23 protein-coding genes and 5 tRNA genes are annotated in these 26,539 nt (G+C 64.6%); 16 read left to right on the top strand and 12 right to left on the bottom strand.

All coding sequences use genetic code 11. The features are described 5' to 3' along the window. Positions 1-91: 91 nt before the first annotated feature. The 12 genes from folC to KAK11_RS10775 all read left to right on the top strand — a co-directional run bounded on the left by folC (position 92) and on the right by KAK11_RS10775 (position 8,807). Positions 92-1,399, top strand: a complete 1,308-nt coding sequence (folC, locus tag KAK11_RS10830) for a bifunctional tetrahydrofolate synthase/dihydrofolate synthase (protein ID WP_210809128.1) — start codon at positions 92-94, stop codon at positions 1,397-1,399. A 154-nt stretch (positions 1,400-1,553) separates the two neighbouring features. Further along, positions 1,554-2,387, top strand: coding sequence for an SPOR domain-containing protein (locus tag KAK11_RS10825; RefSeq protein WP_210809126.1), 834 nt, complete (start codon positions 1,554-1,556; stop codon positions 2,385-2,387). Between the two features lie 32 nt (positions 2,388-2,419). After that, positions 2,420-2,947: a CvpA family protein gene (locus tag KAK11_RS10820; protein ID WP_246498820.1), complete on the top strand. Its 528-nt coding sequence runs from the start codon at positions 2,420-2,422 to the stop codon at positions 2,945-2,947. A gap of 34 nt (positions 2,948-2,981) precedes the next feature. After that, positions 2,982-4,499, top strand: coding sequence for an amidophosphoribosyltransferase (purF, locus tag KAK11_RS10815; RefSeq protein WP_210809123.1), 1,518 nt, complete (start codon positions 2,982-2,984; stop codon positions 4,497-4,499). Position 4,500: 1 nt separating this feature from the next. After that, positions 4,501-5,745 carry an O-succinylhomoserine sulfhydrylase gene (locus KAK11_RS10810; protein ID WP_210809122.1) on the top strand — a complete coding sequence of 415 codons (1,245 nt, stop codon included), beginning with the start codon at positions 4,501-4,503 and terminating at the stop codon, positions 5,743-5,745. Further along, positions 5,742-7,142, top strand: coding sequence for a glutamate--tRNA ligase (gltX, locus tag KAK11_RS10805; RefSeq protein WP_210809120.1), 1,401 nt, complete (start codon positions 5,742-5,744; stop codon positions 7,140-7,142). Before KAK11_RS10810 ends, gltX begins: the two co-directional genes overlap by 4 nt. Positions 7,143-7,231: 89 nt before the next feature. Further along, positions 7,232-7,307: transfer RNA gene (locus KAK11_RS10800), tRNA-Ala, on the top strand. 37 nt (positions 7,308-7,344) lie between these two features. Further along, positions 7,345-7,420 (top strand) — tRNA-Glu (locus tag KAK11_RS10795). 88 nt (positions 7,421-7,508) lie between these two features. Beyond that, positions 7,509-7,585: transfer RNA gene (locus KAK11_RS10790), tRNA-Asp, on the top strand. 91 nt (positions 7,586-7,676) lie between these two features. Then, positions 7,677-7,752, top strand: a tRNA-Glu gene (locus KAK11_RS10785). Positions 7,753-7,756: 4 nt separating this feature from the next. Beyond that, a tRNA-Asp gene (locus KAK11_RS10780) sits at positions 7,757-7,833 on the top strand. A gap of 158 nt (positions 7,834-7,991) precedes the next feature. Then, the gene (locus KAK11_RS10775) at positions 7,992-8,807 is read left to right on the top strand and encodes an HDOD domain-containing protein (RefSeq protein WP_210809119.1); all 816 of its coding nucleotides are present in this window, start codon (positions 7,992-7,994) and stop codon (positions 8,805-8,807) included. On the opposite strand, the gene KAK11_RS10770 is transcribed toward KAK11_RS10775, so the two are convergent. The 5 genes from KAK11_RS10770 to KAK11_RS10750 all read right to left on the bottom strand — a co-directional run bounded on the left by KAK11_RS10770 (position 8,808) and on the right by KAK11_RS10750 (position 13,773). Beyond that, complete coding sequence (locus KAK11_RS10770; protein ID WP_210809117.1) at positions 8,808-9,698, bottom strand: DMT family transporter; 891 nt, start codon at positions 9,696-9,698, stop codon at positions 8,808-8,810. Continuing rightward, complete coding sequence (locus KAK11_RS10765) at positions 9,695-10,234, bottom strand: methylated-DNA--[protein]-cysteine S-methyltransferase (protein ID WP_210809116.1); 540 nt, start codon at positions 10,232-10,234, stop codon at positions 9,695-9,697. The genes KAK11_RS10770 and KAK11_RS10765 overlap by 4 nt, the downstream gene beginning before the upstream one ends. After that, entirely contained in the window at positions 10,231-11,751 is a 1,521-nt protein-coding gene (locus KAK11_RS10760) for an Ada metal-binding domain-containing protein (protein WP_210809114.1), read from the bottom strand. Before KAK11_RS10760 ends, KAK11_RS10765 begins: the two co-directional genes overlap by 4 nt. 154 nt (positions 11,752-11,905) lie before the next feature. After that, entirely contained in the window at positions 11,906-12,667 is a 762-nt protein-coding gene (locus KAK11_RS10755) for a LytR/AlgR family response regulator transcription factor (protein ID WP_210809112.1), read from the bottom strand. Next, entirely contained in the window at positions 12,667-13,773 is a 1,107-nt protein-coding gene (locus tag KAK11_RS10750; RefSeq protein ID WP_210809110.1) for a sensor histidine kinase, read from the bottom strand. The genes KAK11_RS10755 and KAK11_RS10750 overlap by 1 nt, the downstream gene beginning before the upstream one ends. Before the next feature lie 212 nt (positions 13,774-13,985). On the opposite strand from KAK11_RS10750, the gene KAK11_RS10745 reads away from it, so the two are divergent. Together KAK11_RS10745 and KAK11_RS10740 are read left to right on the top strand one after the other, a co-directional pair. After that, positions 13,986-15,374, top strand: coding sequence for a phosphomannomutase/phosphoglucomutase (locus KAK11_RS10745; RefSeq protein WP_210809108.1), 1,389 nt, complete (start codon positions 13,986-13,988; stop codon positions 15,372-15,374). A gap of 24 nt (positions 15,375-15,398) precedes the next feature. After that, on the top strand, positions 15,399-16,730 hold the full coding sequence (locus KAK11_RS10740) for a 3-deoxy-D-manno-octulosonic acid transferase (protein WP_210809106.1): 1,332 nt from the start codon (positions 15,399-15,401) through the stop codon (positions 16,728-16,730). Here KAK11_RS10740 and KAK11_RS10735 read toward each other — a convergent pair. Genes KAK11_RS10735 through KAK11_RS10710 form a run of 6 tightly spaced genes read right to left on the bottom strand, consistent with a single transcriptional unit; the run spans position 16,708 to position 24,231 of the window. Then, entirely contained in the window at positions 16,708-18,147 is a 1,440-nt protein-coding gene (locus KAK11_RS10735; RefSeq protein ID WP_246498818.1) for a TolC family outer membrane protein, read from the bottom strand. The genes KAK11_RS10740 and KAK11_RS10735 overlap by 23 nt on opposite strands. A 48-nt stretch (positions 18,148-18,195) precedes the next feature. Next, on the bottom strand, positions 18,196-18,531 hold the full coding sequence (locus KAK11_RS10730) for a rhodanese-like domain-containing protein (protein ID WP_210809104.1): 336 nt from the start codon (positions 18,529-18,531) through the stop codon (positions 18,196-18,198). Next, positions 18,531-19,184 (bottom strand): protein-L-isoaspartate O-methyltransferase family protein, encoded by a 654-nt coding sequence (locus KAK11_RS10725; protein ID WP_210809103.1) that lies wholly within the window; start codon positions 19,182-19,184, stop codon positions 18,531-18,533. The genes KAK11_RS10730 and KAK11_RS10725 overlap by 1 nt, the downstream gene beginning before the upstream one ends. A 50-nt stretch (positions 19,185-19,234) precedes the next feature. Then, complete coding sequence (locus KAK11_RS10720; RefSeq protein WP_210809102.1) at positions 19,235-22,387, bottom strand: efflux RND transporter permease subunit; 3,153 nt, start codon at positions 22,385-22,387, stop codon at positions 19,235-19,237. A 12-nt stretch (positions 22,388-22,399) separates the two neighbouring features. After that, positions 22,400-23,551 (bottom strand): efflux RND transporter periplasmic adaptor subunit, encoded by a 1,152-nt coding sequence (locus KAK11_RS10715; RefSeq protein WP_246498816.1) that lies wholly within the window; start codon positions 23,549-23,551, stop codon positions 22,400-22,402. Between the two features lie 2 nt (positions 23,552-23,553). After that, entirely contained in the window at positions 23,554-24,231 is a 678-nt protein-coding gene (locus tag KAK11_RS10710; RefSeq protein WP_210809100.1) for a TetR/AcrR family transcriptional regulator, read from the bottom strand. Between the two features lie 129 nt (positions 24,232-24,360). On the opposite strand from KAK11_RS10710, the gene KAK11_RS10705 reads away from it, so the two are divergent. Continuing rightward, entirely contained in the window at positions 24,361-24,936 is a 576-nt protein-coding gene (locus KAK11_RS10705; protein WP_210809099.1) for a YceB family lipoprotein, read from the top strand. Between the two features lie 54 nt (positions 24,937-24,990). After that, positions 24,991-25,848, top strand: coding sequence for an undecaprenyl-diphosphate phosphatase (locus KAK11_RS10700; protein ID WP_210809097.1), 858 nt, complete (start codon positions 24,991-24,993; stop codon positions 25,846-25,848). A gap of 15 nt (positions 25,849-25,863) precedes the next feature. Here the strand turns inward: KAK11_RS10700 and trmB are convergent, their stop codons facing one another. Further along, positions 25,864-26,487: a tRNA (guanosine(46)-N7)-methyltransferase TrmB gene (trmB, locus tag KAK11_RS10695; RefSeq protein ID WP_246498876.1), complete on the bottom strand. Its 624-nt coding sequence runs from the start codon at positions 26,485-26,487 to the stop codon at positions 25,864-25,866. Between the last annotated feature and the right edge of the window lie 52 nt (positions 26,488-26,539).

Here is a 26,539-nt window from a genome sequence, read left to right as displayed (position 1 = left end):
ACTGAGCCCACTGAATCCTCGCTGAACCGCGCCCTTTGGCGAGCCCACGCCCCAGCCATGAGTTGGGGCGTTTTTACTTGAGAAGCACAACATGCCGACCACCTTGGCCGACTGGCTGGCCCATGCCGAAAAGGCGCACGCGGTGTCGATGGAGCTGACCCGCGACAAAGTCAATTTCACGCTGGAGCGGGTGCGGGCTGTCAAGGACCGCATGGGCTTGCGCTTTGACTGCCCCGTCATCAGTGTGGCGGGCACCAATGGCAAGGGCTCGACCTGCGCCATGCTCGACAGCATGGCTCGCGCAGCGGGCTACAAGGTCGGCCTGTTCTCAAAGCCGCATTTGGTGCACTTTGAAGAGCGCTGCCGGGTCAATGGCGAGATGGTGTCGGGCGACAGCTTGGCTGAGCACTTCGCGCGGGTCGAAGCGGCCCGAGGCGACACGGTGCTGTCCTACTTCGAGTTCACCTTTTTGGCCATCGTCAGCCGCCTCATTGCCGAAGCACCGGACTTGGTGATCTTGGAGGTGGGCTTGGGCGGGCGCTTGGATGCCGTCAACATTTTTGACGCGGACGTGGCGGTGATCACCACCATCGACCTGGACCATGTGGAGTACTTGGGCCCCGACCGAGAGAGCATTGGGCGCGAGAAGGCGGGCATTCTGCGAGCCGGCCGTCCGGCCATCGTGGCCGACCCCGTGCCGCCTGCCAGCGTGGTGGCGGCGGCTGAAGGCCTGGGCGCTGATCTGTGGCTGGTCGGGCGCGACTTCAACCAAGCCGGCGACCGCCAGCAATGGGCCTGGAGTGGCCGTGGCCGCCGCTATCACAGCCTGGCCTACCCAGCCTTGCGGGGGGCTAACCAGTTGCTCAACGCAGCCGGCGCCATTGCGGCCTTGGAGGCGCTGCGGGATCGCCTGCCGCTGACAGCTCAGGCGGTGCGCTTGGGCCTGGCCACCGTGGATCTGCCCGGGCGTTTCCAGATCGTGCCCGGTCAGCCGGCCATGGTCTTGGACGTGGCCCACAACCCGCAAAGCGTCTCGGCCTTGGCGCTGAATTTGGATCAAATGGGCTTCTTCCCGCGCACCCGGGCCGTGTTCGGGGCCATGCACGACAAAGACTTGGCGGGCGTGCTCGCCCGCATCGCGCCCTTGGTGGACGGCTGGTACCTGAGCGACCTGCCGCTGGCGCGCGCTGCCCAGGCCGATGACTTGGCAGCCTTGGTGCGTGGCCTAACCCCCGCGCCACAGTGGGTGAGCACCCACCCAAACCCCTCCGATGCCCTCTATGCCGCGCTCTTGGCCTCAGACCCGGCTGATAGAATCGTGGTCTTCGGCTCGTTCTATACCGTGGGCGGCGTGCTGGAGAAGGGCCTGCCACGGCTCAGTGCCCCACATCAGGCCTGAGCTGCAGTCGCGTTGCAAGCACATGTCAGCTTTGCAGGCGGTTTGGCGGCCTTCAGCGGGTCTTGTTGAAAGGCTCGCTGGTCCGTGTGGGTGGCAAGGCTGATTGCTCGGCCTGGACACTTGCGGTGTAAGCCCCAAACGCACGCTGCCACGCATGGGATTCCTCTCCAAATTCGGCTTCAACACTTCCTCTAGCCCCGCGTCCTCGCAGGGGGCTGACCCTGCGGAAGTCGTTCGTGTGGCGCGCGTCAGTGCCCGCCGCCGACTCATCGGTGCGGCGCTGCTCTTGGGCGTGGGCATTGTGGGCTTCCCGCTGCTGTTCGAAACCCAGCCCCGGCCCATTCCAGTCGATATTCCCATTGATATTCCCTCGCGAGAATCGGCTGCGCCCCTGGTGACGCCGGCCAGTCGCACGGCGTCTGCCCGCTCCGATGTGGTGCGTGCCCCGGTGCTGGAGCCCGCCGCCGGCCCGGCCACTAGAGCGGCCTCCGCGCCGGCCACGCCGCGTGTCCAGCCTGTGGCCTCTGCACCCGCCGTGGCCAACCGCGCCAGTGAGGCCAAGCCGGAACCAAAGCCGGTGCCGAAGCCGGAAACCAAGCCTGAGCCCAAGCCCGCCCCCAAGCCAGAAGTCAAGCCCGAGGCCAAGCCTGAGCCCAAACCCGCACCCAAACCAGCGGAGACCAAGCCAGAGCCCAAGCCCGTGCCAAAGCCGACCGAGACCAAGCCAGCACCCAAGCCGACAGAGGCGGCGGCCGACAATGGCCGTTTTGTGGTCCAGGTGGGCGCTTATCTGGAAGTGCAGGCCGCGCGAGATGCTCGCCAGAAGCTCGAAAGCATGGGCTATAAAACCTACACGCAGGTGATTGAGTCGGACACAGGCCGCCGCATTCGTGTCCGTGTGGGCCCCTATCCGACCAAGGCTGAGGCGGACAAGATCGCCACGCGCATCAAGTCCAGTGGCATGCAAGCGGCTGTGCTGCTCCTCTGAAGGCCTCAGAGATGCAGGAGGCACTGCCCCCGTTGACGAGCTTGGACTGGGCGGTGCTCGCGGGCTTGCTGCTGTCCGTGCTGATGGGCTTGTGGCGCGGTTTGGTGTTTGAGGTGCTGTCCTTGCTGGGCTGGCTGGCCGCTTGGTGGGCGGCGCAGTCTTTCAGCGGCTGGGCGGCGGCTCAACTGCCCTGGGGCGCGGCGGACTCGATTTGGCGTGCCATGGGCGCGTATGGCCTCGTCTTCACCGCCACGCTCTTGGCCTGCGGCTTGCTGGCTCGGCTGGCGCGCCTCTTGGTGGCTGCCACACCGCTGTCGCTGCCGGATCGTTTCTTCGGGGCGGTCTTTGGTTTGCTGCGCGGCGTACTCATCGCCCTGGTGCTCACCACCTTGGTGCTGTGGACACCTCTGGCCAAGACGGACGTCTGGAAGGCCTCGTGGGTGGCCAACACCCTGACGGAATGGGTCCGCCAGCTTCAACCGCTTTTTCCTCAGTGGCCCGGCCTCAAGGCATGGTTGCCTGAAAAGTTGGAGGTGCCGGGTGCACCTTCTTTGTTCTGATTGTGTGTTCTCCCTTTAGAAACGGAATTTCCCCATGTGCGGCATCGTCGGCGTGATCTCTCCGCAGCCCGTCAACCAGCTCATTTATGACGCGCTCTTGCTCTTGCAGCACCGCGGCCAAGATGCAGCAGGCATCGTCACCATGCAAGGCACCAAGTGCTTTATGCACAAGGCTCGCGGCATGGTGCGCGATGTTTTCCGCACCCGCAATATGCGGGCCTTGCCTGGCACCGTGGGCCTGGGCCAAGTGCGCTACCCGACCGCTGGCAATGCCTACAGCGAAGAAGAGGCGCAGCCTTTTTATGTGAACGCGCCCTTTGGCATCGTGCTGGTGCACAACGGCAACCTCACCAACGCGCATGCGCTGAAGGCTGAGTTGTTTGACATCGATCGACGCCACATCAACACCGAGAGCGACACCGAGGTCTTGATCAACATCTTGGCGCACGAGATTGAGCAAGTCGCTCGTGACCTGCCGCTCAGCCCGGAGGGCATCTTCAAGGCTGTGGCAGCGGTGCACAAGCGCATCAAGGGCTCTTATGCGGTGGTGGCCCTGATTGCGGGCTATGGCTTGTTGGCCTTCCGTGACCCCTATGGCATCCGTCCGCTGTGCTTCGGCGTGGCCAACACCAGCGGTGAGGTCATGGTGGCCAGCGAGTCCGTGGCCCTGGAAGGCACAGGGCACAAGTTTGTGCGCGATGTCGCGCCTGGCGAGGCCATTTTCATTGACATGCAAGGTCAGTTCCATGCCCAGCAGTGTGCCGAGTCGCCCATGTTGGCACCCTGCATGTTTGAGTTCGTCTACCTGGCCCGCCCCGATTCGGTGATTGACGGCATTTCTGTCTACCAAGCACGCTTGAACATGGGTGAGACCTTGGCCCAGCGCCTGATCTCCACCATGCCGCCCAGCGACATCGACGTGGTCATCCCCATCCCGGAGTCCAGCCGCCCCAGCGCCATGCAACTGGCCCACAAGATCGGCAAGCCTTACCGCGAAGGCTTTGTGAAGAACCGCTATGTCGGCCGCACCTTCATCATGCCGGGTCAGAGCGTGCGCAAGAAGAGCGTGCGCCAGAAGCTCAATGCCATTGGCGTGGAGTTCAAGGGCCGCAATGTGCTGCTGGTGGATGACTCCATCGTGCGCGGCACCACCTCCAAAGAAATCGTTCAGATGGCCCGCGAGGCGGGCGCTCGCAAGGTCTATATGGCCTCGGCCGCGCCACCGGTGAAGTACCCGAACGTTTATGGCATCGACATGCCCACGCAAGAAGAGCTGATTGCCCATGACCGCAGCCTGGAAGAGATCCGTGCCTACATCGGCGCCGACGCACTGATCTACCAAGATGTGGACGCGATGAAGCGGGTGGTCAAAGCCCTCAACCCGGCCTTGCAGGGCTTTGAGGCCTCGTGCTTCGACGGCAGCTACATCACGGGCGATGTGAGCTTGGCGGACTTTGCAGCCATCAAGGCGCAGCGTGCCAGCCAGCCGCAAGACGAGGAGGGCGCAGATCGCACCCGCCTGGCCTTGCAATCCGGCCAAGAGGGCGCCTGAGATGAGCCAGGACGATGAAGCGCGCCGTATCGCGCGGGCGCAATTGCCGGCGGGCCTGAGGCCCGAAACCCTGGCCGTGCGCACGGCCCTGGCGTCCAGCCAGCATGGGGAGAATTCCGAAGCGCTGTTCTTGACCAGTGCCTATGTGCAGCCTGACGCGGAGACCTCGGCGCGGCGCTTCGCCGACATGGAGGACTTCACCTACAGCCGCACCAGCAACCCGACGGTGCGCACGCTGGAGGCTCGCTTGGCCGCCATGGAAGGGGCCGAAGCCGCAGTGGCCACCGCCACCGGCATGAGCGCCATCCTGATGATCATCATGGGCTTGCTCAAGGCCGGTGACCATGTGATCTGCTCGCGTTCGGTGTTTGGCTCGACCATCAGCTTGTTCGCCAAGGAGTTCGGCAAGTTTGGCGTCGAGACCACCTTTGTGGCGCAGACGGATGTGCAGGCCTGGCGCGAGGCAGTCAAGCCCAGCACCAAGCTCTTGTTTGCGGAGACACCCACCAACCCCCTGACTGATGTCTGCGACATTGCTGCTCTGGCCGAGGTGGCCCGTGGCGCAGGCGCCGTGCTGGTGGTGGACAACACCTTCTGCACCTCGGTGCTGCAGCGGCCCTTGAGCCTGGGCGCTGATCTCAGCCTGTACTCGGGCACCAAGTTCCTGGACGGCCAAGGCCGGGTCATGGCCGGGGCCGTGTGCGGCTCCAAGCGCCTGATCCAAGACGTTTTTGGCCCGGTGGTGCGCTCGGCGGGCATGACGCTGTCACCCTTTAACGCGTGGGTGCTGATCAAGGGCCTGGAGACCTTGAACCTGCGCATGGCCGCCCAGAGTGCCAATGCCTTGGCCGTGGCGCGCTGGCTGGAGGCGCAGCCCGATGTGGCCCGCGTCTACTACCCCGGTTTGGCGTCTCACCCGCAACATGAGTTGGCCATGCGCCAGCAGTCGGGCGTCGGCGGCGCTGTGGTGTCCTTTGACCTGCGAGGCGACGCGCCCGAGGCCGCCAAGGCGGCAGCCTTCCATGTCATCAACAGCACCCAGGTGCTGAGCGTGGCCACCAATTTGGGCGACACCAAGTCCATCATCACCCATCCCGCCACCACCTCCCACGGCCGCTTGACCCCGGCCCAGCGCCAAGCCGCTGGCATTGGCGAAGGCCTGATCCGCTTGGCCGTAGGCCTGGAGCACGTGGATGACATCACCGACGACCTGCAACGCGGTCTGAGCACTTTGAGATCCCAATGACCATTCGCACTCGTATTGCCCCGTCTCCGACGGGCTTTTTGCACCTGGGCACGGCCCGCACAGCACTCTATAGCTGGGCTTATGCGCGCCACCACGGCGGCCAGTTCGTGCTGCGCATCGAAGACACCGATGTGGCTCGTTCCACCCAAGATTCCGTCGATCAGATTCTGGAATCCATGAAGTGGCTGGGCCTGGACTATGACGAAGGCCCGATCTACCAGATGCAGCGCCTGGACCGCTATCAGGCCGTGATCGACCAGATGCTGGCCGCAGGCACCGCCTATCGGTGCTACTGCAGCCCGCAGGACCTGGAAGCCATGAAGGCTGCCCAAGAAGCGCGGGGCGAGAAACGGCGTTACGACGGCACGTGGCGCCCGGCCGCAGGCAAGGTGCTGCCTGCAGTGCCCGAGGGCGTTCAGCCGGTGATCCGCTTTGCCAACCCCGTGGACGGCGTGGTGACCTGGGACGACCTGGTCAAAGGCCCCATCAGCATCAGTAACACCGAAATCGATGACTTGATCATCCAGCGTGCCGACGGTGTGCCCACCTACAACTTTGCGGTGGTGGTGGACGATTGGGACATGGCGATCAGCCATGTGTTCCGCGGCGATGAGCACATCAACAACACGCCTTGGCAGATCAATATCTACCGTGCGCTGGGTGCTGCGCTGCCCCAGTTTGGTCACTTGCCGGTGATCTTGGGCGACGACGGCCAAAAGCTCTCCAAGCGACGCGGTGCGGTGGCGGTGTCCAACTACGACGAAGCGGGCTACCTGCCCGAAGCCATGAACAACTACCTGGCCCGTCTGGGCTGGAGCCATGGCGATGATGAGCTGTTCAGCCGCGAGCAATTGGTGAACTGGTTCGACGGCACTCACCTGAATAAAAGCCCGGCCCAGTGGGACCCGGCCAAACTGGCTTGGGTGAATGCCCAGTACCTGAAGCAAGCCGACGACGCCCGTCTGGCTGCCTTGGTGCGCCAGCAACTGCAACGCAAAGGCATTGCGGTGCCTGACGGCGAGGCAGCGGACGCGCACCTGGCCCGCGCCTGCGCCTTGTTCAAAGACCGCTGCAGCACGACGGTGGAGTTGGCCGACTGGCTGGCCATGTTCTTTGTGCCCGCCGTGCCCAGCGACGCAGATCGTGCTCAGCACCTCACTGACGCCGCCCGCGCAGCCTTGGCCGTGTTGGGCCAGAAGCTGGCCACCGTGGCCTGGGAGGCGCCAGCCATCAATGCCACGATCAAGCAAACCTGCACAGAGCTGGGCTTGAAGATGCCGCAGTTGGCCATTCCTGTGCGGGTGGCGGTCTGCGGCCGGGCACAGACGCCCTCGGTCGACGCGGTGCTGGCCCTCTTTTCTCAAGAAAAAATTGTGGCCCTCTTGCAAAACTCATAAAAAGCGGTCTATACTCTTGGTCTTGCTTGAACGGCATCGCGAATCAGCAAGGAGGCAGCAAATGCTGCAGCCAAGTTGAAAAGTGATATGGGGGTATAGCTCAGCTGGGAGAGCGCTTGCATGGCATGCAAGAGGTCAGCGGTTCGATCCCGCTTACCTCCACCAATCAAACGGTGGCGCCGTTCGGGTAGTGAAGGATAAAGTCCCCTTCGTCTAGAGGCCTAGGACACGACCCTTTCACGGTTGTAACAGGGGTTCGAATCCCCTAGGGGACGCCAAATATTCTCGGTGCAAGTCGAGATTAAATGGCACAGGCGGTTGAAGCCTGGGATTGTTGAGTGATAATCCGAAATTCAGCACCACTGCGGAGTGGTAGTTCAGTTGGTTAGAATACCGGCCTGTCACGCCGGGGGTCGCGGGTTCGAGTCCCGTCCACTCCGCCAAAGAACAGCAAACGCCTGCTCGGTGAATATCCTGCAGGCGTTTTTAATTCGAGCTTGCTCGAATATAGGCAGGCGGCTGTGCGCCTGTTTTGTCCCCTTCGTCTAGAGGCCTAGGACACGACCCTTTCACGGTTGTAACAGGGGTTCGAATCCCCTAGGGGACGCCACTGCGGAGTGGTAGTTCAGTTGGTTAGAATACCGGCCTGTCACGCCGGGGGTCGCGGGTTCGAGTCCCGTCCACTCCGCCACACATTCAAACGCCTGCTTGGCTTCGCCCGGCAGGCGTTTTTGCTTGGTGCAACGCATCACCGAAACTAGCCGGGGCCCGCCCCTTGATTCTGCGCCTCAGGCGCCAAGGCTGGGCGCAGAATGGGGCCACTTCCACCGCAGTTCCCCAAGGCGCGTCATGTCGGTCGACCCCTCTTTGCGAACCTTAGATGTTCAACTCCCAGCCAGCCCGCGGGCCTTGATGGAGGTTGCGTCCTTGATGGCCTTGGACGACGTCAGCGTTCAATCCTTGGCCACCGTCATAGAAACCGACATGGCCTTGGCCGCGGCGGTGGTGCGCACCGTGAACTCCGCGATGTTCGGGGTTTTGCGCCGGGTGGAGACCGTGGCAGAAGCGGTGATGCTCTTAGGATTGCGCGATGTCGCCGCCATCACCTTGGAAGCGGGCCTGCGCGACAAATTCCCAGCCACGCCCGCCATCACCCAACTCTGGGAGGCGGCGCGCCTGCGCGGTCTGCTGATGGGCCGGGTGGCCAAGTCCTTGAATGTCCATGCCTGGCGTGCTCAATCCGCGGGTCTCTTTGCACAGGTGGGCCAAGCCGTCTTGATGGCCCACAAGCCAGAGGCCTACGCGTCCTTGAGCCAGACCATGGGGCCGCAGGTCACGCCAGCGCAACGCGCCACCGCCGAAATGTCAGCATTCGGCTTAGACCATGCCGTGCTCGGCTCCGCGCTGTGCCGGGCTTGGGGCTTGGCTGCCGATGTGGCGGACTTTGTGCGCGACCGCCCCTTGCCCAAGGAGCGTTGGCAAACACGCCCCTTGCCCATCAAGGCCCTGCTGTGCCTGGGCGCTGTGGCCGATGCCTGCATGACGGCCCAAGACCCAGAGCCCGTGGCCGCACTCTATGCCGGCCCCGCCAGCCTGGACGCAGCCCAGGTCTGCGAGGAAATGCAGTCGCAGTGGCTGCGCTTGAGCGAAACCGCCGAAGCCTGATCAGGCGGCTTCACGCCGGCCCGGCTGCCACAAGCCTGTCACCAGGCTGGTGCCGAGCAAAATCAGTGCACAGGCGCTGAGCATGGTGCCGGTGACGGGCTCGTTCATCCAGAGCGCGCCCCACAGCATCGCGAAAGCTGGGATTAAGAAGGTCACACTGATGGCCTTGGTGGCTCCCACGTGGCTGATCAAGCGGAAGAACAACAAATAGGCCAAGCCCGTGCACACCACGGCCAAAGCCAGCACCGACCACCAGGCTGAGGGGCTGGGGGGCGTGGCCGGCCACGCCCACAGCATGGGCAGGCCCAGGGCCAATGAGGCGCTCAACTGGCTGCCCGCTGCCAAAGCCATCGGCGGCACACCCACCAAATAGCGCTTGGTGAAGTTGGCAGAGAAGCCATAGAGCAAGGTGGCGCCCAAGCAGGCCAGGATGGCCCAGAGCGTGCCCATATCCATCCCGCCCGGCAGGTTCACCTTGCGGCCCGCCAGCCACAACACACCCGCAAAACCAAGCGCCAAACCCAACACACGCCAGCGGTCGAGGCGGTCCTTCAGCCAGACATAGCCAATCAAAGCGCCCCACAGCGGCGCGGTCGCATTCAAGATGCCGGACATGCCGCCCGGGATCAGCGTCGCGGCGACTGCGAAGCCCACAAAGGGCAGGGCAGAGTTGGTCAGGCCCACCAAGGCAATCGGCCGCCAATGCTCGCGCAGCGCTCCCCCGTGCCCCTGCCACCACAGCAGCGGCAGCAAACACAGTGAGGCGCCGATGACCCGCAAGCCGGCCAAGGCCACCGCGCCAAACTCTGCAGCGCCCAGGCGCATGAACAAAAACGAGCCGCCCCAAATGGCGGCCAGAACAATCAGCTCTAAGAGGTCACGTGTCTTCATGAGCCCCACGCTAACAGAGATTGCTGCCCCTGCTCGACCGCTTGCGCGCCTTCGGCGCTCAACAAGGCCCGCTTACGGTCCAAGCCGCCGGCATAGCCCGTCAAGCTGCCGTCTCGGCCCACCACGCGGTGGCAGGGGATGAAGATGCTTAAGGGGTTGCGGCCCACGGCTGCGCCCACCGCGCGCGAGGCTTGCGGCTTGCCCAGCGCCTGCGCAATGGCGCCGTAGTGGGTGGTCTGCCCGGGAGAGAGGCGCAACAACTGCTGCCAGACCCGGTGTTGGAAGGGCGACCCTTGCGGGTCCATCGCAACCGTGAATGTGCTCGTCTTCGGTGCCTCAAAATAATCGTTAAGGGCTTGACGGGCGGCTTGAAAGACAGGCCAGTCCGGCTGCTGAGGCAGGTCCAACGCGCCAGGGTGACGCGCTTGGCCTTCAAACCAAGCACCGGCCAAGCCCTGGGCTGTGGCCACCAGATTCAAGCGACCGAGGGGCGTCTGAGCTTCGCTCTGGGCGATCCAGGCACGAGGGTGTGTCATGGCGATTCACTTTCTAAAGGGGGCATCGTCAGGCCATGCCAGAGGCGCAGCGTGGCATAGCCGCGCCAAGGCTGCCAGGCCTTGGCTTGCGCCAGGGCCTCGGGGGGCTTGATGCTGCCCAGGGCTTTCAGGACGCCCGCATCACTGGCCGGAAAAGCATCGGGCCAGGCCAGCACCCTCAGCGCCACCAACTGCGCTGTCCACTCACCAATGCCCGGCAAAGTTTTGAGGGCCGTCAGGGTGGGGGCCAAAGGCTGGCCGGGCGCCAAGACCAACTGCTGGCTCAACACGGCCTCTGCCAAGGCCTTGATGGCGGTGGTGCGGGTGCGGATCACTCCCAGTGCGCCCATCTCCTCTGACGAGGCCGCCAGCAGCGCGGCGGGGCTGGGAAAGAGCTTGTTGAGGCCTGCGAGCGGCGTCTCCACCGTGTCGCCCCAGCGCGCCACCAGCCGCGCCGTCAAGGTGCAGGCTGCGGCCACGGTGATCTGTTGGCCCAAGATGATGCGCACGGTCGTCTCAAAGCCGTCCACACAGCCGGGGATGCGCAGCCCGGGCAGGGGCCGCAGGGGCGCTTGGTTCAGCGCAGCGTCTATGGCATGCGTGTCAGTGTCCAAGTCCAGCAAGTGCCGCAGCATTTGTGCCACCTGACCCAGCGCTGGTGCCAAGGAGGCCGAGACCTCGGCGCTGCATTCACCCCGCGCGACATCAAAACTCAGGGCCAACCAACCAACATGGGTTTTGCCCGCCGCCTGCAGGCGCAAGGTGCGCCACCAGCGCCCCTCGGCCCAGGCCTCCACACCGGCCAAGGGCCGGGCGGCCAAGAAGGATTGCATGGCGTCCGCGTCATAGGGCGCTCGCCAGGGCAGGCGCAGCAGCGCCGCGCCGGAGAGGCTGGCGCCTCCCGCATCCGGGGCAGGGCGCTCGCGCCTCCGTATCGCACTGGGCGTCAGGTGGTAGTGTTCTGCTAGGGCCGCATTGAAGCGCCTCACGCTGCCAAAGCCGCTGGACCGTGCCACCTCCGCCATGCTCAGGCGGGTGTCGGTCAACAGGCGTTTGGCCCACAGCAAGCGCTGGGTGGTGGCCCAGGCCAGGGGGCTCACACCATGCACCTCGTCAAAGATGCGCCGCACATGCCGCTCGCTCACCCCTAAATGAGCCGCCAACGCCGGCACGCTGGTGGGCTGGCCATGGGCAATCTGCTGGGCCATCCAGTGCGCCCCCGCGTGGGCGAGGGAGCGCACGCTGTCGCTGAGCGCCAGGCCGGGGGCCAGCTCAGGCCGGCAGCGCAAACAGGGGCGAAAGCCCGCCTGCTCGGCCAGGGCCGCATTGCCAAAGAAGCGGCAATTGCGCTGTTGGGGCAGCTTGACCCGGCAGATGGGGCGGCAGTAGATGCCTGTGCTGGTGACACCGACAAACAACTTGCCATCAAAGCGCAGGTCATGCGACTTCAGCGCCTCATAGGCGTGGTCGTCGCTGAGAAATGGCGCTGGCGGTGCAGAGGCTGAAGTGGACGGCATGGGTGCCATGATAGGCCGCAGCCTTCAGCGGAATTGGCCGTTTTCGGACATGCGCTGAAGCGCCAGCAGACTCACAAGAAACGCCGGGCCGCCCCAAGTTTTCTTGCGCCCCCCTCGGGGGGCGGGACGGGCAAGGCCCGGCCCTTGGGGGTGCTCACATGGCCTTGAACAAATGAACATAAGCCCGGCTGACGGGCAACTCGCTGGCATGGCCGCGCAGGCGCAGCCACAGGCGGCTGGCTTCGTCGCGGCGGGTGCCCTCTAGGTGGGCGAGGTTGATCACCGTGCTGCGATGGACCTGCCAGAACAGTTCGCCGTCGAGTTGAGCCACCAGCTCGGCAATGGGGGTGCGGATCAGGTATTCCTTGTGCGCGGTCTGCACGCAGGTGTATTTGTCGTCTGCCTGAAAGAACAGCACCTCTTCGACGGGGATTTGGTGCGTCAGCTCGCCCTGGCTGGCGCGCACCCATCGCAGTTTGGGGGCTGCAGGCGTGGCGGGCCGCTGTAACTGGTGCAGCGCTTGGGCCAAGTCGGCCTGCGGCTCTGAGGGCGTGGCCAAGGCGGCTCTGAGGCGATCGATGGTGCGGGTGAGCCGCTCTGTGGTGACCGGTTTGAGCAGGTAGTCCAGCGCCGCGGCCTCAAATGCCTGCACGGCGAACTCGTCGTAGGCGGTCACAAAGACCACGCGCGTCAGGCCTTCAATGCCTTGAGCCACCTCCAGGCCCGTCAAGCCGGGCATGCGGATATCGAGGAAGGCCAGGTCAGGCTGCAGGGCTGCGATTTGCTCCGCGGCCTCCAGGCCATGGCGGGCGACGCAAACGATCTGCAGCTCGGGCCACAGCTTGGTCAGTTGGGCTTGAAGGTGACGCGCCAGCGCAGGCTCGTCGTCGGCGATCAGGGCAGTCGGAAAAGTCATCAGGCCTCCAGTGGCAGCACAAGGCGGGCGACGGTACCACCACCCGTGGCGTCTGACAGGCTCAGTTTAGCCTTGGCGCCCCATTGCTCCCTCAGCCGGGCGCGGATATTGGCCAGTGCCGAGCCTTGGCCTTGGGTGCTGGGCTTGGCGTGGCTCAGGCCCAAGCCAGTGTCGGTGACGGTCAGGATGAGCTGGGTACTGTCACGACGCGCTTGCAAGGTGATGCGCCCGCCGTCGATCTTGGGCTCCAGGCCATGGGTGATGGCGTTCTCCACCAGGGGTTGCAGCAGCAGGGGCGGCAGGGGCCATGTCGCCAGATCGGGTGGCACATCGATCTGCCATTGCAGCCGGTCTTCCATGCGCAGGGCCAAGACCTGCAGATAGGCTTGGATCAAGGCGACTTCCTGCCCCAGGGTTTGCTGGGGCGAGCGCAGGCTGCCAAAGCTGCTGCGCAAATAGGCCACAAAAGCCTCCAGCATGTGTTGGGCGCGCGCGGGCTCCACCTCGATCAAGGTTTGCACATGGGCCAGGGTGTTGAACAAGAAGTGGGGCTCGATCTGGCCTTGCAAGAGCCGCAACTGCGCTTCGGCGGCGCGGCGCTCTGCGATCTCGGCGCGGGCCTGGCTGCTGTAATAGGCGTTCGAGGCCAACATGCCCAGCACTGTCAGCAGGCCAAAGCCCGCCCAGGCATTGGGACTGAGCTTGAGCAGCTGGCCCTGGATCAGCCAAAAGCCGATGACCCAGCCGATCATCACGCCCAAGATGGGGATGGTGATGAAGAACAGCCGCTGACGCCCCAAGGTCCATTTGCGGATGGCGGGGCGGCCAAAGTAAGCGATGCCGAGCGCAAATAGGCCGTGGATCACTGTCGTCACGGACAAAGCGATCACAAAGTTGCGGCTGAAGGCGAACCACCAAAACGCCGGGCTGCCCCAGTGTTCAGGCTTGGCATAGAGCGCAAAGCCGGCCACCGTGAAGGCCAAGGCCCAGGGCACTGCCAGCAAGGTGGACCAGAGCCAGGGCAGCCAAGCAGGCCCCGCAGGCTCTAAGCTGAGGTTGTAAGTGGCGCGCCACGAGCGCTTGAGGACATCGGCAGAGAGGGTCATGGTGTGAGCCGTCCGGTTGGTGGGGCTGGTGAATGGACACAGTGTAGGAAGAGGCCACGGGCCAAACGGCTGTGCTGCGACCAATCGACAGCGCAAGCGACGAATGGCAAGACCCCAACCGTGGGGATGCACAGGTCAAGGTTACGGCAAGGTACCTCTCTACAATGCCGGCATCCTCCTCGCACTGTGGCCGCACGGCCCTTCTACAGACCATGCAAGTCAGCTCCTCCATCTTCAAGGCCTATGACATTCGCGGCATCGTCGGCAAGACGCTCGACGAGGACTTGGCTTATCACCTGGGCCGTGCCTTTGGCACCGAGGCCCGCGCGGCAGGCGAAAAGGCGGTGGTGGTGGGCCGTGATGGGCGCTTGTCGGGCCCCGGCTTGGCTGCGGCGCTGATGCGCGGCTTGGCGGATTGCGGCCTGGATGTGGTGGACTTGGGTGCAGTCACCACCCCCATGGTCTATTACGTGGCGGCCACCCGCAAAAAGCACCGCTGCCAGAGTGGCATCCAGGTGACAGGCAGCCACAACCCCAAGGATTACAACGGCTTCAAGATGGTGCTGGCGGGCCGCGCGATTTATGGCGAAGAGATCCAGGGCCTGCGCCGTCGCATTGAAGCGGAGGACTATGCCCAAGGGCAGGGCCGCATCGCTGCCATGGACATCGTGCCTGAGTACACCCACCGCATCGTCAAAGACTGCAAGCTCAAGCGGCCCATGAAGATCGTGGTCGATTCGGGCAATGGCATTCCCGGCGCCACCGGCCCGGCCATCCTCAAGGCCTTGGGCTGCGAGGTCATCGACCTTTACTCCACGGTGGACGGCGACTTTCCCAACCACCACCCCGACCCGTCCAAGCCCGAGAACCTGGCCGACCTCATCAAGGTGGTGCATGCCACTGGCGCCGAGCTGGGCCTGGCCTTTGACGGTGATGGCGACCGCCTGGGCGTGGTCACCAAAGACGGCCAGATCATCTACCCAGACCGCCAACTGATGCTGTTTGCCCGCGACATCCTGACTCGGGTCAAGGGCGGCACCATCATTTATGACGTGAAGTGCAGCCAGCGCTTGGCGCCGGACATCCGTGCCGCCGGCGGCGTGCCCCTGATGTGGAAGACTGGCCACTCGCTGGTCAAGGCCAAGCTCAAAGAGACCGGCGCCCCGATTGCTGGCGAGATGAGCGGCCACATCTTCTTCTCTGAGCGCTGGTATGGCTTTGACGATGCCATGTATACGGCTGCGCGCTTGTTGGAGATCCTCTCCCGCTCGGCCGACCCGAGTGCGGTGCTCAATGCCTTGCCTACCAGCTTCAGCACACCGGAGCTGAACGTGCCCTGCGCCGAGGGCGAGCCGCACCAAGTCATTGCCAAGCTGCTGGAAGTGGCGCAATTCCCTGGGGCTGAAATTTGCACGACGGACGGCTTGCGCGCGGATTGGGCCGACGGCTTTGGCCTGGTGCGCGCCTCGAACACCACGCCGGTGCTGGTCATTCGCTTTGAAGGCCAAACCCAAGAGGCCCTGGAGCGCATTGAGCACGACATGATGTCGGCGCTGCGTCAGGTCAAGCCGGATGCGCAGTTCGCTGCAGCGGCACACTGAGCCCCCGCGCCTGAGTAGCCCAGCATGACGAGCTGGCGTGAGGTGCTCGCCCGCGGGACGTGGGCGGCGGTGCTGGGGCTGCTCACACCGGTCTATCTGCTCAAGCTTTGGTGGCGGGGGCGTGCCGAGCCCGGCTACCGACAAGCCCTGCTTCAACGCCTGGGCTGGGTCTATGGCCCGGCGCAGCCGCAGCGGCCGATATGGGTGCATGCCGTCTCCTTGGGCGAGACCAAGGCGGCTGCGGCCCTGATCGCTGCGCTGCGCCAGCAGCACCCTGGCGTGCCGCTGCTGCTGACCCATGGCACGGCCACCGGTCGCGAAGCCGGCCTGGCCTTGCTCCAGCCGGGCGATGCCCAGACGTGGCTGCCTTGGGACACGCCGGGGGCCACGCGCCGCTTCATGGCGCATTGGCGGCCGCAAGTCGGTGTGCTGATGGAAACCGAAATCTGGCCCTCGCTGTTGCATGCCGCGGCCCAGGCGCAGGCGCCCATGGTCTTGGCCAATGCACGCTTGTCCGAGCGCAGTGCCCGCAAAGGCCAGCGCTTGGCGTTGCTGCTGCGGCCTGCTGCGCGGGCTCTCCACCTCGCGCTGGCTCAAAGCGAAGACGATGCCCAGCGCCTGCGCGCAGCAGGTGTCGACCGCGTCGTCGTGGCGGGTAACCTGAAATATGAGCTGCAGCCGGATCCGGCTGAGCTGGCTTTGGGCGGGCAATGGCAAGCCCAGTGGGCCACAGCCGGCCGTCGGGTCGTCGTGGCCGCCAACACGCGCGATGGCGAGGAAGCCCTGCTGCTGGCCGCGTGGCAAGCCTGGCTGGCCAGCCTGCCCGAGCACCATGCTGCAGGCATGATGCTGGCGCTGGTGCCGCGGCACCCGCAGCGCTTTGACGAGGTGGCGGCGCTGGTGCAGGCCCAAGGTCGCAGCCTGTGGCGGCGCTCAGACTGGCAGGGCGGGGCTTTGCCCGAGCAAGCCTTGCAGGCTCAGGTGGTGGTGGGAGACTCCTTGGGCGAGATGGCCCGTTACTACGGCATGGCGCAGGTGTCTCTCTTGGGTGGCAGCTTTGCGCCCTTGGGTGGCCACAACCTGATTGAGTCTCTGGCTTGTGGGTGCCCCATGGTGCTGGGGCCCTCCACCTTCAACTTTGCCGAGGCCACCACGCTGGCACTGGCTGCCGGTGCGGCCTGGCAGGTGGCCGATGCGCCCAGCGCCATGCAGCAAGTGGGCCGCGTGCTGGCCGACCCCGCTTTAAGGCAGCAGGCACAGGCGGCTGCTTTGGCGTTCACGGCCCAGCACACGGGCGCTGCTGCGCGCATGGCGCAGCAGTTGGGGCCCTTGATCAGCGCGCCAGCAGGGCGTTGATCGCCTCGACGTCACCCGCCGTCAGCGTGCCGGTCACTTGGCGCAGCTTCAAGCTGCCCATCACCACGTCATAGCGGGCACGCGCCAGGTCGCGCTGGGTTTGATAGAGCTGGGTTTGAGCGTTGAGGACGTCCAAGTTCACTCGCACGCCCACCTTGTAGCCGAGTTGCGTGGCCTCCAGGGCCAGCTTGCTGGAGCTCTCGGCAGCCTCCAAGGCCTTGACCTGGGCTTGGCCGGACTGCACACCGTAAAACGCGCTGCGCGTGCCTTGGGCTATCGCGCGGCGGGCGCCTTCCAGGTCATTGCGAGCTTTGTCCTCCAGCGACAAGGTCTCCTTGATGCGGTTCTGCACGGAGTGGCCCGAGAAGAGCGGCACATTGAGGGTCAGGCCGATGGCCGCTGAGCCGCTGTTGCCAGCACGGCTGTTGCTGAACACCGTGCCGTTGGTGGTGGAGTCGGTTGAGCCGCCCGGGTAGGTGCGGCTGTAGCTGGCACCCAGGCTCAAGGTGGGCAAGTGGCCAGCACGGGCCTTCTCGGTCTCCAGCTTGGCCACATCCAGGCTCAGGCGGCTTTGGGCGACGGCGGTGCTGTTGTCTTCAGCGCGGCTCAGCCATTCATCCACCAAGCTCGGTTGCAGCGGGGGCAGCACCACTGGTGCGGCCAGCGGGCGGGGGTTCACGCCGGTCTTGCCGACCTGTTGCTCCAAGGCCAGCAGCTTGACCCGCAGGTCGTTGTCCGCCGCCAGCTCTTGGGCAGTGGCCAAGTCGAATTTGGCTTGGGCTTCACGGGTGTCGGTGATGGTGGCGGTGCCCACCTCAAAATTGCGCTTGGCCGAGGCCAACTGCTCTGAGATGGCCTTCTTGCTGGCCTGCACCGTGCTCAGCACATCTTTGGCGGCCAAGACATCAAAGTAGGCTTGTGACAGTCGCACGATCAGGTCTTGCTCAGCCGCCTTCAACTGGGCCTGGGAGACAGCCAGGGCTCGTTCGGCCTGGGCAATCGTGGCCGCGTTGGCAGGGTTGTACAGCGACTGTTGAGCCTGTAGCGCCACTTTGGTTTCGCGCGTGCCGACATCGGTGTCTGTGGACGAGACCGTGGTGCCCTGTGGGTTGGTGGTGGTTGTGGTGGACTGTGCATCCGCCTTCACCACATTGGCGGTGGCTGTCAGGCTGGCCGCGGGCCGGTTCAGGGCCTTGGCTTGCTCAGCCCGATAAACGGCAGACTCCGCTTGCGCCCGAGCACCCAGGTAAGTGGCGTCGTAATTGCGGGCAGCCTCATAGAGCTCTGAGAGGCTTTGAGCCGAAGCTCCGGCACTCAGGCCGAGCAGGCCCATGGCAATGGCCACGCTCAAGGCGCGACGGGGGGCAGGGTGGGGGAAGTGGCGCGATGGCGTCATGGAGAGGTCCTCGGTGTGCATGATGGCGTCGTCTCTGGGCAATAAAGCTTGTGGCTTTTGTGCATGAAATCAATAGCACGGCACGCTCGGGTCCACCAGGGTAGACCAAGCGTGCGTGCCACCGGCGAGGTTGTACACCTCAGGGTAGCCGTGCTGCGACAGGAATGCGACGACCTGCGCGCTGCGCATGCCGTGATGACAGAAAGCGATGATGGGCTGCGTGGCAGGCACCTGAGCCAAACGCGCGGGGATCTCGCCCATGGGAACGTGCAGCGTGCTCACCCCCGGCACCGCCAAGGGGGCGAGGGCCACTTCCCAGGCTTCACGCACGTCCAACAGCACCGGTGTTCGGGCTGCTTGCGCTTCCAGAAAAGGAATCAGTTCTTGGACGTGCAGGGCATTCATCAGAAGGTAAAGCGGGTCGGCTCTGGGAAGCCGTCGAGGCGCTGGGCCACGGTGTCAAACAACTCCTCGCGGGAGACGGCTTGCTCGGATTGGCGGGTATAGAGCACCGCGCACATCACAGGTTCATGGCCCTCAATGGCGATCAGGCGGCCACCCACCTTGAGCTGGTCCAGCAGCGCCTTGGGCACCGAAGGCACCGAGCCCGACAGCATGACGGCGTCAAACGGGCCTTCCTCGGCCAATCCGGTGCTGCCGCATTGCTCGCGCACTTCGACGTTAGACAGGCCAGCGCGCTGCAGGTTGGCGCGGGCTTGGGCGGCCAGCGTTGGGCGGCACTCCAGGCTGATGACGCGCTGGGCGCGGTGGCCCAAGAGGGCGGCCACAAAGCCGGAGCCCGTGCCGACTTCCAGCACGGTTTCATGGCGCTGCACCTTCAGCTCTTGCAGCATGCGGGCTTCGACGCGGGGCGCCAGCATCACTTGGCCCTCGCCCAGCGGCACTTCGGTGTCCACAAAGGCCAGGGCCTTCATGGCGGTGGGCACGAAGTCCTCGCGGCGCACGGCGGCCAGCAGGCTCAGCACGGCGCCATCCAGCACATCCCAGGGGCGGATTTGCTGCTCAATCATGTTGAAGCGGGCTTGTTCGATGTTCATGGCGAATCCTCGGGGGCTGTCTGCGGACGGGTTCAGGAAAACCCGCGATTTTAGGCGGCTTCGCCCCCATTTGTGCTGACAGCGCCACCACCCCACTTGCGCGACACCCACTGCTTAAGGTCATCCAGGGCGCAGTAAATCACCGGCACCACCACCAGGGTCAGGATAGAGGAGGTGATGACGCCGCCAATCACGGCTTGGCCCATGGGAGCGCGCTGCTCAGAGCCCTCGGTCAGGGCAAAAGCCAGTGGCACCATGCCAAAGACCATGGCCAGGGTGGTCATCAAGATAGGCCGCAGCCGCACATGGGCTGCCTGCAGCAGGGCGGAGGTGCGCTCGACGCCTTGCTCGCGCAGGCGAATGGCGAAGTCCAGCAGCAAGATGGCGTTCTTGGTCACCAGGCCCATCAGCATCACCACGCCGATGATGGAGAACATATTGAGGGTCGAGCGCCACAAGAGCAGTGCGCCCACCACGCCAATCAGGGTCAGAGGCAGGGAGCTCATCAGCGCGATGGGCTGCAAGAAGCTCTTGAACTGGCTGGCCAAAATCATGTAGATGAAAATCACACCCATGGCCAGTGCCGAGACGGCGTAGATGAAGGACTCCTGCATGTCCTTGCTCGCCCCCCCAAAGCGAAACTGATAGCCCGGCGGAAGCGGCATGGCCTGCAGTGCCTTCTTCATGTCTGCCGTCACCTCCCCCAAGGCGCGGCCGGTGGTGTTGGCGGTGAACTCCACTTCGCGATTCAGATCGCGGCGGTTGATCTGGTTAGGCAGAGTGGCGTCGCGCAGCTCGGCGACCTGGCTGAGCGCCACGAGCTTGGGCGAGCCATCGGCGTTGGTGCCGGCCAGCAAGGCAATGCGCTGCAAATCCGGGCTGTCTTGACGGGACCCGGGGCTGAGCCGCACCTTGACATCGTAGTTCTGGCCATCGGGCGCCCGCCAGGTGCTGACGGTGTTGCCCGCGATCAGGGCCCGCAGATGGTTGGTGATGGCGCCCACCGACAAGCCCACATCCGAAGCGGCATCGCGTTTGACCTCGACCGCCACGGTGGGCTTCTCGGGCTTCATGCTGGTGTCCAGGTCCGAGAGCCCGGGGATGGCGCGCAGCTGTTCGGAGGCAAGTTGCGACAAGCGCTTCAACTCATTCAAATCAGGCCCTTGCAGCGACACCGAGATGGGCTTGTTGCCGCCCACGGCGTCCAGCAGGCCCACATGGGTGACGGTGATGCCGGGCACTTGGGCGAGCTGTGCGCGCAGCGGCGCCGACATCGCGTCGGCCGAGCGGCTGCGCGAGTGCCTGTCGACCAAGCGCACGTAGATGCTGACCTGGTTATGACCTTGAGCAGAGCCGGTGTTGATGGTGGCCAAGGTGTAGCGCACCTCGGGCATGGCGCGCAGGATCTGGTCCACCTGGGCGGTGCGTTGTTGCGTCACTTCCAGGCTGCTGCCGACAGGGGTGTAGAAGGTGACGGAGGTTTCGGAGAAATCCGCCTTGGGCACGAACTCGGTGCCCAAGAACCGCACCATCACCACCGAGGCCACCAGCGTGCTGATGGCCACCAGCATGGTGACCAGTTTGTGCTGCAGTGACCAATCCAGCAGCGCTTCATAACCCGACGCCAAGCGGCGCGACCATTGGTCCACGCCGTGCGTCAGGCGGCCCAAAGTGTGGTCATACCAGCCCTTGGGCTCGAAGGGTTGGCCTTCGCGGTCGATGGCGGGGTCGTGCCAGACGGAGGACAGCATGGGGTCCAGCGTGAAGCTCACAAACATCGAGATCAGCACGGCCGCCACGATGGTGATGCCGAACTCGTGGAAGAACTTGCCGATGATGCCGCCCATGAAGCCAATGGGCAGGAACACAGCGACGATGGACAGCGTGGTGGCCAGCACTGCCAAGCCAATTTCCGAGGTGCCTTCCAGCGCCGCATCGCGCGGCGACTTGCCCATCTGCACATGGCGCACGATGTTTTCTCGCACCACGATGGCGTCGTCGATCAGCAAGCCCACGCACAGCGACAGGGCCATCAGCGTCACCATATTGATGGAGAAGCCGAAGATCTGCATGAACAAAAAGGTGCCCACCAACGCAATGGGCAGCGTCAACCCGGTGATCAGCGTGGAGCGCCAGGAGTTGAGGAACAAAAAGACGATGCCCACGGTCAGCAGGGCGCCTTCGATCAGGGTGCGGCGCACGTTATTGACCGAGACCCGGATGGGCCGTGAGTTGTCGCGCACCACCTCCACACTCATGCCCGGCGGCAAGCGGGGCTTGAGCTCTTCAGCCGCACGCATCAATCCATCGACCACATCGATGGTGTTCTCGCCCTGGGCCTTGAGCACCTCCATCGCCAACATGCGCTGGCCGTTGTAGAGCGCTAGGCTGTCGGTTTCTTGCGGGCCGTCCACCACGTCCGCCACTTGGCCCAGCCGCACTGGCTGTCCGCCGCGCCGCGCGACGATGAGCTGCTTCATGGCTTGCGGGGTGGTGAAGCGGCCGTCGATCTGAACAATGCGCTCATTGGCGGCATTGCGCAGCGTGCCCGCCGGCAGATTGCGCGTTTCATTGCGCACGGCGGTCATCACCAAGTCGGCGGAGAGGCCCCAGGCCTCCAAGGCTTGGGGCTTGAGATAGATGTTGATCTCGCGCTTGGCACCGCCCACCAAGGTGACAGAGCCCACGCCGCGCACGTTCTCCAATCGCTTCTTGATGACTTGGTCGCCAAAGGCGGTCAGCTCTGCGGGGCTGCGGCTGTTGTCAGGGCTGGTCAGGGCCAGGGTCCAGATGGGTCGCGAGGCGGGGTCAAAGCGCGAAATCTTGGGCTCGTCGACGTCCTCGGGCAGGGCGGCGCGGATCTGGGCCACTTTCTCGCGCACATCGTCGGCGGCTTTGCGCCCGTCCATGTCCAGATTGAACTGAACAATGATGACGGCGGTGCCTTCATAGCTGCGCGAGTAAAGCTGGCTGATGCCGGCAATGGTGTTGACGGCCTCTTCGACCTTGATGGTGATTTCGTTTTCCACCACCTCGGCCGAGGCGCCAGGGTAGGCCACCGACACCACCACGGTGGGAAAGTCGATATTGGGGAACTGGTCGACCTTGAGCTTTTGCAGCGAAAAGCCGCCCAGGACCACAAAGGCCAGCATGACCATCACGGCCATGACGGGGTTGGCAATCGAGACGCGGGTGAACCACATGGTCTTGCGCGCTCAGCGGGAAGAGGACGCGCTGGCGGCTGGCCGCTGCACCAAGGTGCCGCTGCGCACGGCACCGGCTTGCGCGGTCAGCACCCAGTCACCGGTCTTCACGCCGCTGAGCACCTCCGTCACCGCCAAGCCCTGGGCTTCACCGGTGGCGCCCAATGTGACTTTGCGTTGTACGGCGCGATCGCCCTCCAGCACCAACACGCTGGGCTCGGGCAGATCCAGCCGTACCGCACTGCTGGGCACCACCACGCTGGTGGCGCCGGGCAGGGTGATGCGGCCGGTGGCAAACAGGCCCTGGCGCAAGCTGGGGTGAGGGGCGACGCTGAGATAGGCCGCGACCGTGCGGGTGCCGCTGCTGGCGCTGGGGTTGATGCGCACCACCTGGGCGCTCACCGGCTCGGCCAATCCTTCGAACTGCAGCATCGCGCTGGCACCCACCCGAACTTGAGCCACGGCTTGGGGAGGCAGCGCGGCTTCCAGCTCCAAACGGGTCAGGTCCACCACTTCCAGCACCCGGGCATCCAAGGCCACGCGCTCGCCCGGCTGGGCCAAGCGTTGCGAGACCAAGCCGTTGATGGGCGACACCAAGGTCGCGTCGCCCAGCGATTTGCGGGCCAGGGCCGACGCGGCTTGGGCGGCTTGAAGCGTGGCGCGTGCGCCGTTGGCATTGGCTTGAGAGGTATCCAGCGCCGTGGGCGAGATAAAGCCCTGGCTGACCAAGGCGCGGTTATTGGCCAGGGTGCGCTCGGCCACGTCGGCCTGGGCTTTGGCCGCTTCGGCCTGTTGCTCGGCTTGGCGAAGACGCCACTCCAGCTCGGTGGTGTCGATCTGGCCCAGCACCTGCCCGGCCCGCACCGTGTCGCCTTCGCGCACGGTCAGGCTTTTGAGCTCGCCCGCCACCTTGGCCTTGACCATGGCAGTGGTCACCGCCCTCAGTGGCCCTGAGATCTCAATATGGCGCTGGAGCTCGGTGCTGCGCACCGCCCACACATCTTGCGGGGTCAGCAGCAGGGCAGCCGGGGCCGAGGCGGCGGCTTGGGGCCCGGGGGCGGCAGCAGCCTCTGGGGCCGTGCGGGCTCGCTTCATCCACACCAGCCCGCCGGCCACGGCCAGCGCAAGGACTGAGACGACAACAGTGCGACGTGAAATGGCCATGCTCAGATGGGTGTAGGAGAAGTGTGGGGTGCGCCCGTCGCGTCGGGCCGGTGGCGCAAGCCGTCCAGCACCAAAGCGACGTGGTGGCGTATGAAGGGGTCAGGGTCTGCCAGCATGGGCTCGACCATGCCGCAAGCGCCCAGCGAGTGCTTGTGCAGGCACAGCATGATCAGCGGCATCACGATGGAGTAGACGGTGGACCTCACGTCATGGCGTCTGAATTCACCGCAGGCCATGCCGGCTTCCAATTGCTCAGCCACCAAGGCGCTGCCGGGCTCAATCACTTCCCGGGCATAGAACTGTGCGAGCTCCGGAAAGTTGCACATCTCGGTGATCACCAGCTTGAACACGCCGGAAGCCGGGCTGCGATAGACCTCGCCCCACCAGTGCGGCAGCACGGTCAAAAGCTTGTCACCGGGCGAGCCTTGCAGGCCTTGGGCCATCGCCCGCCCTTCGGCAATCTTGGCTGCCAAAGCCTGCTGGATCACGGCCTTCAGCAACTCTTCTTTGCTGGGGTAATACAGGTAGAGCGTGCCCTTGGAGACGCCAGCGCGCACGGCCACTTCTTCAGAGCGCGTCGCGGCAAAGCCTTTTTCGACGAACAACTCCAGCGCCGCGTCCAGCAGTTCTTGCGGGCGAGCGTCTTTGCGGCGTTGACGGGCGGTGGTGGCTGCGGACATCTTAATGACTGATCGGTCAGTAATGCTAACACCGGCCCTCAGGCTCGCAAAGTGATATGGCGCAAGGCCCTGTCAGCCGCAAGGCCCCCGCCCGCGTTGCACCTGCTGTTCAATGCAGTTGCGAATGACATGGCTATAACTCGTCGTAGGGTGCTGGGAGGGGTGGCGCTGGTCTCTGGCAGTCTGTTGGGCGCTTGTGCCAGCGTGTTGGGGCCGCGTCGGGTGGTCTACAGCGAGGACGAACTCGCAGCACTGCTGGCCCGGCGCTTTCCGGTGGACAAGCGCCTGATGGAGTGGCTGGATGTGGAGGTGAGCCACCCGAAAGTTCGCCTGCTGCCTGAAGACAACCGGCTCGAGCTGGGCTTGGGTGTGGCGCTGCGGGACCGCTTGTTCACCACGCGCTTGCAAGGTCGTCTTCGCCTGAGCACCGCCTTGGCGGTTCGGCCAGAAGACCGCAGCCTGAGGATGCGCCAAGTGAAAGTTCATGACTGGGCAGTGGACGGCCTGGAGGACGCCGGGCGCTGGCCCAGCCGCTTGCAGGGTCAGCGCCTGGGCGGCCTGCTGGTGGAGCGCGTGCTGGAAGACTTGAGCATCTACACCTTCAAAGACAGCGACTGGCAGCGCTTGACCGATGCCGGCTATGCCCCGCCCCAGGTGCGCATTCAGCCGCAAGGGCTGGAGTTGCTGGCCGTGCCCAGAGCTTAAGCCGCCAGCAGCGCCCGCTATCATGGGCGGCTTTGCTGCCCTGCGGACACCACTGTGGATCTGATTCTTTTGCTCAAGGCCGCCATCCTCGGGGTGGTGGAAGGCTTGACCGAGTTCTTGCCCATCTCTTCGACCGGTCACTTGATCTTGGCCGGCTCCCTGCTGGACTTCACCGGCCCCACCGCCAAGGTGTTCGAGATTGCCATTCAAACCGGCGCCATGATCGCCGTGATTTGGGAATACCGTGAGCGGGTGTTCGGCACGATCAAGGGCTTGCGCTCCGAGGTGCAGGCGCAGCGTTTTGCACTCAATGTGCTGGTGGCCTTCATCCCTGCGGTGGTGCTCGGCTTGGCGCTGGGCTCAGCCATCAAGGCCAAACTGTTTCATCCGGTGCCCGTGGCGCTGTCCTTTGTGGTCGGCGGTCTGATCATCCTCTGGGTTGAACGCCGCCACCGCGACAAATTCGGTGTGATGGACCTGGAAGGCAGCCGCCGCGCGCGCGTCGAAACCGTGGACGACATGACCGTGATGGATGCCCTCAAAGTGGGCTTGGTGCAATGTGCGGCCCTGATCCCGGGCACCAGCCGCTCGGGCGCCACCATCATTGGCGCCATGTTGTTTGGCTTCTCGCGCAAAGCGGCCACCGAGTTCAGCTTCTTCTTGGGCATCCCCACTCTGATCGGGGCGGGCGCCTATTCACTGATCAAGCAGCGCCAGGATTTGCAATTCAGCGACTGGCCACTGTTCGCGGTGGGCACCGTGTTTGCCTTTCTCAGCGCCTTGGTGTGCATCCGCTGGCTGATCCGTTACGTCGCCACGCATGACTTCACCATCTTCGCCTGGTACCGCATCGTTTTTGGCGGTCTGGTGTTGCTGACCGCCTTCACCGGCTGGGTGGAGTGGAAGGCCTGAGCGGGAGGCTCGGCCTCAGACCTTTTTGAACACCAAGTCCCAGACCCCGTGGCCCAGCTTGAGGCCACGGGCCTCGAACTTGGTCAGAGGGCGATAGTCGGGGCGCGGCGCATAACCCTCGGCGGTATTCTGTAGCTGGCCCTCAGCGGACAGCACCTCCAGCATTTGCTCGGCATAGGGCTGCCAGTCGGTGGCGCAGTGCAACACGCCACCCGGTGCCAGACGCGAGGCCAACAGGGCCACCAGCGGTGGTTGAATCAAGCGGCGCTTGTTGTGCTTTTTCTTGTGCCAAGGGTCGGGAAAGAACACATGCACACCGGCCAGGGAACCCGGCTGCACCATGTGCTCCAGCACCTGCACGGCGTCATGCTGAATGATGCGCAGATTGCTCAAGCCTTCTTCGCCGATGCGCTTGAGCAAGGCGCCCACGCCCGGTGTGTGCACCTCCACGCCCACAAAGTCGGTGTCGGGGCGCAGTGCGGCAATTTGGGCCGTGGCGGCCCCCATGCCAAAGCCAATCTCCAAGACCAGAGGGGCCTGCCGGCCAAAGCTGGCGGCCCAGTCCTGCGCTTGGGCCTGATAGGGCAGCACAAATCGCGGGCTCAACTCGGCCAGGGCTTTTTGCTGGCCGGTGCCCATGCGGCCCGCGCGCACCACATAGCTGCGGATGCTGCGTTGCGGCTTGCTGGTG

This window comes from Ideonella paludis, assembly GCF_018069865.1.
Taxonomy (GTDB): Bacteria; Pseudomonadota; Gammaproteobacteria; order Burkholderiales; family Burkholderiaceae_C; genus Ideonella; species Ideonella paludis.
This window is presented reverse-complemented; position numbering and strand designations above follow the sequence as displayed.